Source organism: Agromyces protaetiae (assembly GCF_030866785.1).
GTDB lineage: Bacteria > Actinomycetota > Actinomycetes > Actinomycetales > Microbacteriaceae > Agromyces > Agromyces silvae.
Genome location: NZ_CP133018.1, coordinates 2,034,656 through 2,048,571 on the forward strand (window position 1 = coordinate 2,034,656; position 13,916 = coordinate 2,048,571).

The 13,916-nt window shown below is 71.3% G+C and carries 8 protein-coding genes; 4 read left to right on the plus strand and 4 right to left on the minus strand.

Features of this window, described 5'->3' with window-relative positions; translation table 11 throughout:
- On the minus strand, positions 1 to 813 hold the full coding sequence (locus QU602_RS09400; RefSeq protein WP_308800029.1) for an IclR family transcriptional regulator: 813 nt from the start codon (positions 811 to 813) through the stop codon (positions 1 to 3).
- 235 nt (positions 814 to 1,048) lie between these two features.
- On the opposite strand from QU602_RS09400, the gene QU602_RS09405 reads away from it, so the two are divergent.
- From QU602_RS09405 to QU602_RS09415, 3 genes are all read left to right on the plus strand, one after another.
- Positions 1,049 to 8,350 (plus strand): DUF2341 domain-containing protein, encoded by a 7,302-nt coding sequence (locus tag QU602_RS09405; protein ID WP_308800030.1) that lies wholly within the window; start codon positions 1,049 to 1,051, stop codon positions 8,348 to 8,350.
- A 117-nt stretch (positions 8,351 to 8,467) separates the two neighbouring features.
- Positions 8,468 to 9,631: an FUSC family protein gene (locus QU602_RS09410; RefSeq protein WP_308800031.1), complete on the plus strand. Its 1,164-nt coding sequence runs from the start codon at positions 8,468 to 8,470 to the stop codon at positions 9,629 to 9,631.
- An 87-nt stretch (positions 9,632 to 9,718) separates the two neighbouring features.
- On the plus strand, positions 9,719 to 10,117 hold the full coding sequence (locus QU602_RS09415) for a hypothetical protein (protein ID WP_308800032.1): 399 nt from the start codon (positions 9,719 to 9,721) through the stop codon (positions 10,115 to 10,117).
- Between the two features lie 92 nt (positions 10,118 to 10,209).
- Here the strand turns inward: QU602_RS09415 and QU602_RS09420 are convergent, their stop codons facing one another.
- The 3 genes from QU602_RS09420 to QU602_RS09430 are packed head-to-tail and all read right to left on the minus strand — an operon-like array spanning position 10,210 to position 12,952.
- Positions 10,210 to 11,190, minus strand: a complete 981-nt coding sequence (locus QU602_RS09420) for an acetylxylan esterase (RefSeq protein ID WP_308800033.1) — start codon at positions 11,188 to 11,190, stop codon at positions 10,210 to 10,212.
- Positions 11,191 to 11,193: 3 nt separating this feature from the next.
- The gene (locus QU602_RS09425; protein ID WP_308800034.1) at positions 11,194 to 11,967 is read right to left on the minus strand and encodes an SGNH/GDSL hydrolase family protein; all 774 of its coding nucleotides are present in this window, start codon (positions 11,965 to 11,967) and stop codon (positions 11,194 to 11,196) included.
- Entirely contained in the window at positions 11,960 to 12,952 is a 993-nt protein-coding gene (locus tag QU602_RS09430) for a Gfo/Idh/MocA family protein (RefSeq protein WP_308800035.1), read from the minus strand. Before QU602_RS09430 ends, QU602_RS09425 begins: the two co-directional genes overlap by 8 nt.
- Before the next feature lie 126 nt (positions 12,953 to 13,078).
- On the opposite strand from QU602_RS09430, the gene QU602_RS09435 reads away from it, so the two are divergent.
- Positions 13,079 to 13,858 carry an SDR family oxidoreductase gene (locus QU602_RS09435; RefSeq protein WP_308800036.1) on the plus strand — a complete coding sequence of 260 codons (780 nt, stop codon included), beginning with the start codon at positions 13,079 to 13,081 and terminating at the stop codon, positions 13,856 to 13,858.
- Positions 13,859 to 13,916 lie beyond the last annotated feature (58 nt).

Below are 13,916 nucleotides of genomic sequence, written 5' to 3' on the forward strand. Positions count from 1 at the left end.
TCAGTCCTGTCCGTTCGTCGTGCCCGGCCAGTCGGTGATGTGTCCGAGGGCCTCCGAGATGCGGCCGGCGCTGCGGCGGACGAGGGCGCCCAACTCGGCCACGCGCGCAGGCTCGAACCGCTCGGTCGGGATCGACAGGCTGATCGCGGCGACGGGCGAGCCGTTCTCGTCGAAGACGGGCGCTCCGAGGCAGCTGACCCACGGCTCGTTCTCGCCCAGGTCGCGGCTGAACCCGTCCTGGCGGGTGCGCGCGAGCTCTGCGTGCAGGGCGTCGGCGTCGATGTGCCTGCCCAGCTGGGTCGCCGTGGAGGCGATGACGGCGTCGACGACCTCGGCGGGCGAGTGGGCGAGGATCGCCCGACCCACCGCGGTGGTGACGGCCGGCGCGGTGCCGCCGATTCGTGAGACGACGCCCACCGAACGCGTGCTGTCGAGCTTGTCGACGTAGACGATGTGCGGGTTGGCGAGGGTGCCCAGGTGGCAGGCCTCATCGGTCGCATCGCGGAGCTCGGCGAGCACCGGGAGGGCCTCGACCCGGAAGTCGAGGCCGCCGAGGAAGCCGCGCGCGAGGATGAGCGTTCCCGGCCCGAGCGCCTGGCGTCCGTCTGGCGTCTCCCGCGTGAGCCGGTGAGCCCTGAGCGTGCCGATCATCCGGTGGACCGTCGTCAGCGTGAGGCCCGTCTGCCGCGCGAGATCGGCCAGGCTGAGCCCGCCGGGGTGCGCCGCGAGCTCGAACAGGATCGTCGTCGCGCGATCCATCGCGCGCAGCCCTTCGGGGCCGCGGCGCTTGGGATCGTCCGCGTGCTGGGTCATGCTGGCCTCTCGTCGGCGACGTCGAACGTCGTGGTTCCGGAATGCCCTTCCAGTTTATCCGTCAGCCGGGCCCGAGCGGCGCGGTATCAGAGTCGGATGAATCCACCCGTCGCCGTTCGTTCATCGGGCCATCGCCCAGATGCCGAACACGGTTCAATCGCGGACGCTCGGATGTCGCACGTACGTCTTCCCCCGATGGCCACCGACCGCACCCCGCCGGACCAGGCCAGAAAAGATGACCATGATTCGCGCGCGCGCTCGTTCCCGCTGGTTCTCCCTGTTCGTCACCGCCACCGTCGGCACGGCACTCATCGCGACGGGTGGGCTGGCGTCCGTGGCCGCGGCCGTCGAGCTCGGGCTCGACGGCGACGGCTCGACCCGGTCGCCGTATCAGATCGGCTCCGCCGCCGATCTTCGCGTCGCAGCGGACGCGATCAACTCCGATCCGGCCGGCTTCGCCGGTGCGACCTACCGGCTGACGGCCGACATCGACTTCAGCGGTGAGACCTTCGCCGGCATCGACACGTTCCGGGGCGTGTTCGACGGTGCGGGACACGTCATCCGCGACATCGTGTACGGGCCGAGCGCCACGGGCGGGAGCACCGGCGGACGACTCGGGTTCTTCAGGTCGGTCACGGATGCGACGGTCCGAAACCTCACGCTCGACGGCATCGTCGCCGACAGCGGGAGTCGCACCGACTGGGTGTCCGGGCTCACCGTCCTTGCCACCCGCTCGACGATCACGGGCAACACGGTCTCGGGTGCGACCCTCACGGCCGCGAGCGGTGAGAAGGCGGCGGGCCTGATCGCGGAGATGGACGGCGGCGTCACGTCGGACAACCGGGTACAGGCTGACATCACGGCGAACAAGATGGCCGGTGGCGTGGCGTCGTACTCGAAGAACAGCGTCACGATCTCGAACAACCTGGTCGAAGCCGACCTCACCGTGGTCGTCGACGGCCAGGGCGGCACGCGCGGGGTCGACGCCGCCATGATCGCGAACTACCCGGGCAACCCCAGTGGCGATTCCCGGTTCACCGGGAACGTCGCCTACGCCGGATCCATCGACTACCGGGGTGCCGTCGACGGCTTCGCCGGTCGCATCGTCGGGTACACCGGTTACGGCGGGTGGACCGCGACCGACAACCTCGCCAACAGCGCGATCACGGTCGGCGGATCGACCGTCACCGGTCCGGGCACCAAGAACCAGCACGGCGAGGACCGCACGGCCGAGCAGCTCGCCGAGCGTTCGACCTACGAGGCGCTCGGCTGGGACTTCGCCTCAGCGTGGCGGTTTGACGACGTGCTCGGGCACCCCGTGCCGTCCTACACCTACGCGCTGCTCGGCGACGGGACCCCCGAGGTGCCGTTCGAGATCGGCAGCGAGGAGGACCTCGAGTTCCTCGCGGCGCAGCTGAACGCCGGCAACCCCCGGTACACGGGGGAGAAGACGTACGCGCTCACGACCGATCTCGACTTCGCCGACCGGGCGGAGTGGCCCGGCATCGACCGCTTCGAGGGGGTGCTCGAAGGCAACGGACGCCGGATCGCGAACCTCGTGTACGGCCCCGGCGGCGCAGGCGCGCAGCTCGGATTCATCCGTCAGTTGCATGAGGCCACGGTGCGCGACCTCGTGCTCGACGGCGTCACGGCAGACCAGGGCACCGGAACGCAGTTCGTCGCCGGCCTCGCCGTCGTCTCGACCCGTTCGACCATCACCGGCACCTCGGTGATCGATGCGCACCTGCGCGGACCGGCCGCAGAGAAGGTCAGCGGGCTCGTGGCCGAGATGGACGGCGGCCTCGTGTCCGGTAACTGGACGAAGGTGAGCGCCTCGGCCGACCGGATGCCCGGCGGCCTGGTCTCGTACTCGAAGAACGGCGCCGTCATCTCGGAGAACCTCGTCGAGGCCGAGCTCACGGTCGGCCGCACCGGGGGCACACGAGGCGACAACGCCGGTTTCGTGATCTCGTACCCCGGCAATCCGGGCAACGGGTCGAGCTTCACCGGAAATGTCGCGTACGCGGGTTCGATCGCGTACGGCGGCCGCGTCGACGGCTTCGCCGGCCGCATCGTCGGGTACACCGACCTCGGCGGGTGGACCGCGACCGACAACGTCGGCAACGCCGCGATCACGATCGGCGGGTCGCCGGTGACCGGCCCGGGCGTCAAGAACCAGCACGGTGCAGATCGCACAGGCGAGCAGCTCGCCGACCGGTCGACGTACGAGGGGCTCGGGTGGGACTTCGGGGAGAACTGGCGGTGGGACGACGCGCTCGGGCACCCCGTGCCGCGATTCATCCTGCCCGGCGAGCTCCCCAACCGCGTCACGACGACGTTCCACGGCGACGGTGCGACCGCGCGCGCCTTCACCTGGTACTCGACGCTGGTCACGGACACGGCAGTCGTGCGCCTCAGCACCGACCGCGAGTTCCCCGAGGGGGCTTCGACGGTCGATCACGGGGCAACGGCCGACACCAGCCGTCACGGCGAGCGTCTCTACCGTGCGGTGGTGCAGGACCTCGCACCCGGCACCCGGTATCACTACCGGCTGGGCGACCCCGTCAACGGGGTGTGGAGCACGACGGGGTCGTTCGTCACCGCCGGCACCGACGAGGACTTCACCTTCATCGGCCTGACCGACACGCAGTCGCAGAACCTCGCCGAGGCACAGCTGTCGGCCGCGACCATGTCGAAGGCGTTCGCCGCCGTGCCGGAGGCGGAGTTCATGGTGCACAGCGGCGACCTCGTCGAGCAGGGCGCACGCGAGCAGGACTGGATCGACCTGCTCGGCTCCGCACGCGACACGCTGCTGAACACCACGATCGCGCCCGCCGCCGGCAATCACGAGGAGGCGGATGACTCGTTCACGGACCATTTCACGCTCGAGGCCCCGAACGGCCAGGACACCCGTCGCGGCGCGTATTACTCGTTCGGCTACAACGATGCGCACTTCATGGTGCTCAACACCAACGAGGACGGCGCCACCAACCAGCAGGGCGCCCAGGCGATCTCCGACGCGCAGGTCGAGTGGCTGCGGCAGGACGCTCTCGCCGCGCGCGAGGCCGGCGCGAAGTGGCTCGTCCTGTCGCTGCACAAGGGGCCGTACACGACCGCGAACCACCTCGACGACTGGGATGTCGTCGCCATGCGGAAGGTGCTCATGCCGGTCATCGACGAGGTCGGCGTCGACCTGGTGCTGCAGGGCCACGACCACGTCATGAGCCGGACCAAGGTGCTCGGGTACGACCCGGAGGGCATCGAGCAGGCACGCGTGGTCGAGACGACGAAGTACACGGAGATCATCAACGGCAAGCGCATCGAGTACAACGTCGACCCCGATGGCACCATCTTCCTGCTGCCGAACACCGCCGGGGCCAAGCACTACGCACAGAAGGGCAGCGCGCGCGGCTTCGACCTCGAGCAGTACCTCCAGCTCTTCGACCGCACGGGCGCACAGGCGACCGAGAACTTCGTCGCGGTACGGGTGACGGACGACCAGCTCACGGTCGACGTGTACGACATCCGGAACCAGTCCAGCCCGCGCGTGTTCGAGAGCTTCGGCATCGACCGCTCCCTCGCCCCGGTCGAGGCCTCGATCTCGGGGCTGCCGGCGCTCGACGAGCTGACCCTGTCCGATGAGGTCGCGGTCGGCGCGGCGCGCGAGGCCGTCGATGCGCTGCGACCCGGGCAGCGTCAGGCGGTCGGGGGTCTCGCGGCCCTTGCAGCGGCCGAGCAGCGCATGCGCGAGCTCACCGGTCGGGTCTCCACCGACGGCAGCGTCGTCGCGTGGGCCAAGTCCGACGCCGAGCACCGTCAGGCGATCACGGTGCGAAACGACACCCGCTCGTCGTTCTCTGACGTGCCCGTGCAGGTCCGCATCGAGGACACCCCGGACGTCAGCGCCGAGAGCCTCGCCTTCGTCGACGCGAACGGCGTCCCGCTGCCGTACGAGGTCGAGACCTGGCGTCCGGGTCACACCTCGACGGTCTGGGTGCGGGCCACCGAGCTGCCCGCCGAATCGGCGGCCGTGCTCTGGGCGTATTACGGCGGCGGCGAGACCGCCAACGACCCGACGCGGGTGTGGGCGGGCGACTACGCACTCGTCGAGCACTTCGGCGAACCTCGCCGGTCCGGCGACACCGTCGTCGACTCCACGGGAACCGCCAGCGGCACGCTCGTGGGTGCGGACCTCGACGCCGTCGTCTCCGATCGCGGCACCGGGCAGACGCGCTTCGAGGGCTCGCGTCTGCAGTACCCGGGCGACATCGGTGGTGACTTCGACCGGATCAGCATCAGCGGCGTGTACGCGCTGACCGCGGGGGACATCGCCGCGCTGACGGGCAACGCCCCGATCGTGGCCAAGGAGAGCGCGACGGGCGACGGGCGTACGACCTTCTGGCAGGGCGTCGTGAAGAACGAGTCCCGTCTCGGCACCCGGCTCGCCGGGAACAGCTTCGAGTTCAACGACGCCGACGTCAGCTCGCGCCACGACGCGCCCGCCGACGGGGCGCCGCACCTCGTGACCCAGGTGTACGACGGCATGACCTACTCGGTGTTCATCGACGGGCGCGAGGTGCACAGCCAGATGCTCGAATACCGCACGACGTTCTCAGACCACCGCGTGCGCACCACCATCGGCGACTACGACACGTCCACGGGCGCGCTCTCCTCCCCGTTCCGCGGCACGATCGACGAGATCCAGATCGCCGGGGTCGCCTTCACGCCCGAGTTCGAGTCGTTCCGGTACGCGAACTACCTGGGCGACGCGGTCTCGCTCGGCGAGCGGATCTCCCGTGACGGCGACGCGATCTCGCTCATCATCGGCACTCCCACGACGGGCGCCGAGGTCGAGGCGGGCCTCGTGGAGTTCGCGGGCTCCGTGAGCCACCGGGCGACCGTGACAGCCCGAGTGGCCGGCGAGGAGGTCGTCTCCGAGCGGGTCGACGCCGGGGTGTTCCGACTGCCGGTCCCGGTGGACCCGATCGGAGACCAGGAGGTCGAGCTGACCGCAACGGCCGATGGCGGATCATCGGCGCCGGCGCGTGTGCGACTCGCGGTGACCGACACCGCAGCACCCGCTCAGCCCGAGCTCGACGACACGTCGTCCTCCGCGGGCCGGGGGGAGGGCATCGAGCTCACGGCGACGCCGCGGACCGAGAGCCTCGAGCGGGTCGATGTGGAGTTCTTCGCCGAGGAGCTGCTTGCGCTCGACGCCTCGAACACCGTCGTCCGATCAGGTGCGACGACGGATCGCGTGCCGACGGCGCTCACGCCCCAGTCCGGGACCGTCACCGGCGAGCTGTTCTCGCGGACAGCCGCCGAGAACGCGAACCCGTTCCAGATCTACGAGATCTCCCTGACGGAGCAGCAGGCCGAACAGGACCGATTCCATGTCGTGTGGCGAGGGTCGGGAGATGACCGCCGGGTGTCGGCGTGGGTGTACGACCACGCGGCCGGGGCATGGCGGCTCAAGGCCAGCGATGCAGACGAGGGCGGTGCCGCGATCGAGCTCGACGTGGAGGCATACGCCGGCGAAGGCGCGGTCTCGAACGAGCGCACCATGCACGTGCTGGTGTGGCGCGGTCTCACGGCGGAGCCGTTCGGCGAAGACCACGACTACGAGCGTGAGCCCGCGGCGGCCGACTACGACTGGGCGTTCGATCACATTCCGGACACCCAGCTGTACACCCAGGCGACGCCGCACATGTTCGAGGAGCAGATGGCCTACGTCGTCGACCGCGCGCCGGAGCGGAAGACCTCGATCGTCGTGCACGCCGGGGACCTCGTCAACCGCAAGTACCTCTCCCAGGAGTACCAGTGGGTCAACGCCGAGCGGGGCATGTCCAAACTCGACGAGGCCGGCATCCCGTACCTCGTGTCGTGGGGGAACCACGACTACGAGAACGACCGGAACAATCGCGTGATGCTGCCGAAGTACTATCCGATGTCACGCATGGCGGAGAGCCTCGAGGGCTCGCCGTGGACGTTCGGCGGCAGCAACAACATCGACAACTCCTACTACACGGCTGAGATCGAGGGCGCGAAGATCATGCTCCTGACGGTCGGCTTCTTCTCGGCCGATCAGGCCGGCGACGAAGGGCTCGCCTGGGCGAGGAACATCATCGCCGAGCATCCCGATCACGCGGTGATCATCGCGGCGCACCAGTCCGTCGACACCGGCGCGAACCGCTGGGCCAATCAGCACCTCACCAGCCAGCTGATCGATCCGTTCCCGAACGTGAAGCTGGTGCTCGGCGGGCACATCACGGGAACCGGGGTCGCGTCGCGGACCGCGGCCGAAGGCGCGCTCGTCTACGGCATCCTCACCGACTACCAGGGGCGGGTCTACGGTGGCCAGCAGTACCTGAGGTCCCTGAGCGTCGACGCCGAGAACGGGCTGCTCTACGCGAACACCTATTCGCCGTACCTCGATGCACGCACCTCCGACGGGCCGTGGCGACAGCCGATCGCCGAGGGGGCGATCCCCGGCTTCCACGGCAGTGACAGCGAGAACTTCGTGCTCGAGCTCGACTTCGGGGGGAGCACGACGCGCACGCTCGAGACGTCGTCGTTGATCATGGCGGCGGGTGAGGCGACCAGGATCGGGCCGTCGCAGGGGGTGGTGGGTGCCACCGCGGCAACCGTGATCCTCGAAGGCGTCCGTCCGGAGACGGCGTACGGCTGGTATGCCGAGTTGCGCGACGGCGCGGGCCATGTGACCCGGAGCACCACGCGCACGATCCAGATCACCGCGGCGGAGGCGCCGTCCGCACCCCTCGACGTCGTGGCGACCGGCGCCGGCGGCACGGTGACGGTGAGCTGGAGCGCGCCGGAAGACGATGGCGGAGCGCCCGTGACGCAGTACGAGGTGCGCCTCAGCGACGGCACGATCGTCACGGTCGATGCCGGCGTGCGCACGGCGGCGTTCACGGGACTCGCGCCCGGCATCTATTCTGCGACGGTGTTCGCACGCAACGCTGCGGGCCTGTCGGAGGGCTCGGCGCCGTCGAACGAGGTCGAGCTGGTCGCCGACCCCGGCGAGGATCCCGAGGCGAACGCCGCGCTGCGGGTGACCGGTGACCTCGTGCCCGGCGGCCGGATCGTGGTGCACGGCACGGGTTTCGCTCCGAACACGGCGTACGCGCTCGAGTTCCGATCTGCTGTGGTCGACCTCGGCTCCGTCACGGCTGACGAGGCCGGCGCCTTCACCACGACGGTCACAGTACCGACCGATACTGCACCCGGCGCGCACTCGATCGCCGCAGTCCGCGACGGGGTGGATATCGCCGCGATCCAGCTGCAGATCGCTCCCGCCAGCGAGCCCGGCGGAGAGCCGGGCGGACAGCCCGGCGACGGCGGCGGGGCCGTACCGGACGGTTCGGCCTCAGGCGGCGGCCTGTCCGGGCACTTGCCGGAGACGGGCTCCGACTCCGGCCGGCTCGTCGTCGGCGCCCTGCTCGCGGGCATGCTCCTGCTCGCAGGGATGGCAATGCTCCTGGTGCGCCGCCGCGCCCGCGTCGGATGGGAGAGCTGACCGCTTCGGGGACGCACGGAGCTGCTCCTCCGCGCCGGCGGCCGGCTCCGAGGACCGGCGCGCTGCGCATTCGTTCAGCTGCGCGGGGTAGCGTCGGCGGGCTGAGGAGGTGCATGGGTGAGCACGACGACGATCGGGATGCGCCGGAGGGCGGCGGCCGGGCTGCGTGACTGGCGGGACGACCTCACGAACGCCCCCCGGTTCGTTCTCGCGCTCAAGACCGCCGCGGCGGCCGCGCTCGCCTGGTACCTCGCGCCGCTCGTGCCGTTCGCGGCCGCCGAGTACTCCTACTACGCGCCGCTCGGGGTGCTGCTCAGCATGTACCCGACCTTCATCGACTCGGCGAGGTCGGGCCTGCAGATCATCGCGGGCCTCGCGATCGGCATCGGGCTCGGCCTCGGCGGGCTGGCCATGGTGTCGACGGGCGCTCCCGGCATCTCCGCCGTCGCGGCGGTGATCGCGGTCGGCGTCTGGCTCGGCGGGCTCAGGTCGCTCGGTTCCGGGCGTGAGCTCGTCGCGGTCGCCGGGCTCTTCGTGCTGCTGATCGGCGGGCGCGACGCCGACGAGTTCTCGATGTCGTATCTCGTGACGATGGCGTTCGGGGTCGTCGTCGGCGTCGTGGTGAACCTGCTGGCCTTCCCGCCGCTGTACCTGCAGCGTGCGAGCGATCGTCTCTCGGCGCTGCGCGACGCCGTCACGGCGCGGCTCGCTGAGCTGGCCGATGCGGTCGAGCACGACCAGATCGACCCGACGGCGATCGAACACGCGGCCGACGAGCTCGCCACGACCGTCACCGCGGTCGCCGCTGACGTGCGCGAGGCCGCGGCGAGCCGCCGAGGCAATCCCCGCGGGCGGCGGCGGCACGCGGACCAGCAGGAGAACGCCGACCGTCTCCGCGCGCTCGAGCGCATCGTGTTCTTCACGCGCGACCTGGCCGACGTGCTCGCGTCGATCACGCCGAGCTCCGCCGACGACGACGCCGCGCGGATCGTGCGGGGGAGCGACACCGGCGAGTCCCAGCCCGGCACCGCCCTCGACGCGACGTCTCGGGCCTCGCTCGTCGAGGCGATCCGCCGCACCGCCGACCTCGTGGCCGCCGCGCCCGGCGCCGAGGACGCCGCCCGGCGGCTTCAGGCCGCGACCGACGCGCTCGAGGCCGCGACCCGGGCGATCGACGCGCGGCCGCACCCCGCCTCGGGCATCGCCGACGACCTCACCGCCGTCGTGTGCGTCAGGCGCATCATCGAGGCGGCGCGCCCATTCACCCGACCGCGCGACTGACCGGCCACCACTCACGCGCACCGCGCCCCGCGAGCCGGGGCGCGTGACACGCCGCCCGACTGAACCCAGCGCCCTACTGTGGAAGCCATGGACCTGTTCATCGACGTGGCGAACGTCCTCGGCTCGCGACCCGACGGCTGGTGGCGCGACCGCGCCGGCGCCACGACGCGCCTGCTCGCGAGCACGGCCGAGCTGATCGGTGCCCGCGTCGAGCTGCCCGCGGGCGAAGCCCAGGCCGTGACCACGCTCGATGCCGTCACCGTCGTGCTCGAGGGCGCCGCGAAACGTGCGGAGGTGCCCGATGGGGTGGCGGTCGTCCGCGCTCCCGGCAGCGGCGACGACGCGATCGTCGACGCGGTGCAGGCACGCATCGCCGCGGGCGGGGCCGCCCTCGTCGTCACGGCCGACCGCGGGTTGCGGCGCCGGCTGCCCGCATCCGTCCAGGTCGCCGGGCCGGAGTGGCTCAACCGGCTCCTCCAGCGCTGACGCGCCGACCGCGCTGACCCGCTGACGCGCCGATGCGCTCACGCGCCGACCGACCGACGTGCTCGTGCGCCGACCGTCCCGGGTCGCTGCGATCAGCCCAGGAGCAGTCCCTGCGCGACCTCGAGCACCTCGACGTCACCGTCGGCGCCGCCGCCCTCGTGGCCGTTGTACGGCCAGATCGTGAGCTCCTTCGGCCCCTGCCACTCGTGGAACGCGCCCACGACGGTCGACGGGGGACACGTGGCATCCATGAGTGCGGCCGAGATCCACAGCGGAACCCGCCCACGCCGGGCGAAGTTCACGCCGTCGACGTAGCGCAGCGTCTCGTGCACGCGCTCGACCTCGCGCCGGTGCACCGAGAGATACCTGACGAGCTCCGAATACGGCGGAGCATCCGTGATCGTGATCGCCCGCGGGAAGTCGCACAGGAACGGGACCTGCGCGATGGTGCCGAGCACATCGGGGGCGAGCGCGCCCGCGGCGAGCGCGAGCCCGCCGCCCTGGCTGCGGCCGTACAGCGCAACCCGCGAGCCGTCGACGAGATCGATCGCGCGCACCGCGTCGATCGCGCGAACCGCGTCGGTGATGAGGCGGCGGTAGTAGTACGTCTCGCGTGTTCGCACGCCGCGCGTCATCACGCCCGGGAACTGCGGGTCGGTGCCGTCGGGGTCGGGCGTGTCGCCGACGCTCCAGGTGGAGCCCTGCCCGCGCGTGTCCATGACGAAATGCGCGAACCCGCCGGAGGCCCAGATCAGGTTCTCGGTCGGCAGCGCGCGCCCGCCGCCGTACCCCAGGTACTGCACGAGCACGGGCAGCGGGCCGTCGGCATGGCGCGGCAGGCGCAGCCAGCCGCGGATGGGCTGGCCGCGGAACCCCGGGAAGGTCACGTCGTACACCTCGAATGCGTGCAGCGGCGTCTCGATCCGCTCGACGGTGAGCTCGGCCGCATCCGTCTCGTCAGCCGCTGCGCGGCTCTCGGCGATGGTCGACGCCCAGAAGGCGTCGAAGTCGGCGGGTTCGGTCTGCGCGCTGCGATACGCGTCGAGGGCGGGGCCGTGGAGGTCGACGAACATGGTTCAGATCCTGCCGCGGACGTCGGCGGCGATCGGATGCGGCACGCCGTCGTCGGGCCGACCGGCGGATGATCCGGGCGGCGGGCCGGGCCGTCGTTCGGGGAGCAGCTCGGCCGCGGGGATGAAGCCACGCCCGGTCGGGCTCGCGGGGTCCCAGATGCCGAGCGCCGCGGCGAGCTCCCGGTACAGCACACGATGACCTTCGGCGTTGGGGTGGCAGCCGTGCCCGATCCACCGCTCGACCGCCCCGGCCTGCTCGGCGCGGCTCCAGGCCGCGTGGTGGTCGACCAGCACGGCGTCGGTCGCGACCGCGACCTGACGGACAACCTCCGCGTAGGACGCCAGGTTGGCGCGCCGGGCCGCGGTCTCGGTGGCGATGATGCGGTTCGGGGTGTGCACGATCACGGCGCGGGCGCCCGCGGCGCGCGCCAGCGCGACGGCACGGGTGAGGTCGTCGGCGAAGCCGAGCAGATCGGGCGTCGCCGTGTTCGCGTCGTTCATGCCGAACATGAGCGAGACGACGTCGGCGCGGTACTGCGACAGACTCCACTCCGCGTCATCGAGCAGATCCGGCACGGTGCGTCCGCTGATCGCGGTGCGGAGGACGTGGTCCCGCGTGCGGCCGAGCTCCCAGCGCACGCGCTCCTCGAAGAGCTGCACGTAGTCGCGCGAGCCGTTCGTGTGCGCGGCGCCGTGCGTGATGCTGTCGCCCGTGAAGAGCCAGCGGAGCGGTTCGCTCCCCGCGAGCAGCGTGCTCGCCTCGTCGAGGTCAGCCATGTTCGACGGCGGTCCAGCTGCGGGTCTCCGCCGAGCGTGCGAGCGCATCGGCGACCGCGAGCGCGGCGACGCCGTCGGTGAGCGTCACGCGTGGTTCCGCCTCGCCGTCGGCGACGGCGAGCAGATGTTCGGCCTGCCTCGCGAGCGGCTCGGCCGGCGACTCCGCGAGGGCGTACCGGCGTTCGTGGTCCTCGCCGGCCCGGCGCAGCGAGATCCGCCCGTGCCGGATGTCCGCGAAGAGGACGCCCTCGGTGCCCGCGAGCTGCAGCGTGCGCGTGCCGCGGGGCTCGACATAGTCGATGTGCGCCGCGCCCACGATTCCCGACCGGAGCTCGAGCAGGGCGTCCACCGCGTTGGGCGACTCGACGTGACCGGGCACCGCGACGGTGCGCGCGACGGCCGACACCGCGGTCACGGGGGAGAGCAGGAAGCGCAGGTAGTCCCACTCGTGCGAGTAGTCCCGGTACAGCCGGTCGGGCTCGGGGGTCGCGAAGCGCGAGGCGGCCGCCGGGATGGTGCCGTAGGCGCCGAGCATGACCTGGAATGTGGCGACGTCGCCGATCGCCCCCTCGGCGATGAGCGCGCGCACGGTCTCCACAACGCGCCGATGCCGCAGCACGTAGCCGACGAGCACGGGCACGCCGCTGCCGGCGAGGTCGTTCGCGGCCGTCGCGGCAGCGCTGAGCGAGTCGGCGAGCGGCTTCTCGACGAGGGTCGGGATGCCACGGGCGACCGCCGCACGGAGCTGCTGGATGTGCCACGGGTCGGGGGCGGCCACGACGACGGCGTGCGGGTCCGCGTCGAGGAGCGCCTCGAGCGAGGGCGCGACACGCTCGACGACGCCGTCGGCGAGCGCGGCGTCGCGCATGGCTTCGCTCGGGTCGAATCCGATCCGTTCGATGCCCGGTAGGCGGCCGAACGCCGCGGCGTGCTGGCGCGCGATCGAGCCGAGCCCGGAGATCGCCACGAGACGGCGGCTGCCCACGTCGGTTCCTCTCGGTCGATGTTGCGCACATGTTTCAATCAGCGGAACACGCTTGACCACTGTATGAGACACATTGATAGCCTGACCGACGATCCACTGTCAATGCCGAGGTGAAGGACGCCCACCGTGCCACTGCTCGACCGTTTCGCGCTGACCGGGAAGACCGTGCTCATCACCGGGGGTGCCGGGCTGTACGGCTCGCACTTCGCGCGCTCGCTCGCCGAGGCCGGCGCGCACGTCGTGACCACCTCGCGCGATGGCGACCGCGCGGCGGCCACGGCAGACCGGCTCACGCGCGACGGGCTCGAGGCGACCGGGCTCGCGCTCGACCTCGCCGACGCGGCCGATGTCGAGCGGTTCACGACCGCGCTCGGCGACGCGGTCGGCCCGGTCGACGTGCTCGTGAACAATGCTGTGCACCGCGCAGGCGGTGCGCTCGAGGACACCACGGTCGCCAACTGGGAGGCGACCTCGGCGGTCAACTCGCGCGGCCTCTTCCAGCTCACCCGCGACGTGGCCGCAGGCATGGCCGAGCGGGGGCGCGGCTCGATCGTGAACATCGGTTCGATCTACGGTCTGGTGGCGCCCGAGTTCGCGATCTACGAGGGCACCGGCCTCACCATGCCGGCCTTCTACGCGTACGACAAGGCGGGCATGGTCGGCTTCACCAGGTATCTCGCGGCCTGGCTCGGTCCGCGCGGCGTGCGAGCGAACTGCCTGTGTCCCGGCGGGTTGCTCGACGGGCAGGACCCGGGATTCGTCGCCGCCTACGAGGCGCGGGTCCCGCTCGGGCGTTTGGCGGGACCGGACGACGTCACCGGCGCACTCGTGTTCCTGGCTTCGGATGCCTCGGCCTATGTGACGGGCGCGACGCTGCCGGTCGACGGCGGCTGGACGGCGAAGTGATCGTGGACCCGCGCTTGACAGCATTCGGCTCGACCCACCAGACTGCTCCGAAATGAAA

Coding starts and splice junctions, on each gene's coding strand:
- QU602_RS09400 (WP_308800029.1), bottom strand. CDS start 813: ATGACCCAGCACGCGGACGATCCCAAGCGCCGCGGCCCCGAAGGGCTG.
- QU602_RS09405 (WP_308800030.1), top strand. CDS start 1,049: ATGACCATGATTCGCGCGCGCGCTCGTTCCCGCTGGTTCTCCCTGTTC.
- QU602_RS09415 (WP_308800032.1), top strand. CDS start 9,719: ATGGACCTGTTCATCGACGTGGCGAACGTCCTCGGCTCGCGACCCGAC.
- QU602_RS09420 (WP_308800033.1), bottom strand. CDS start 11,190: ATGTTCGTCGACCTCCACGGCCCCGCCCTCGACGCGTATCGCAGCGCG.
- QU602_RS09425 (WP_308800034.1), bottom strand. CDS start 11,967: ATGGCTGACCTCGACGAGGCGAGCACGCTGCTCGCGGGGAGCGAACCG.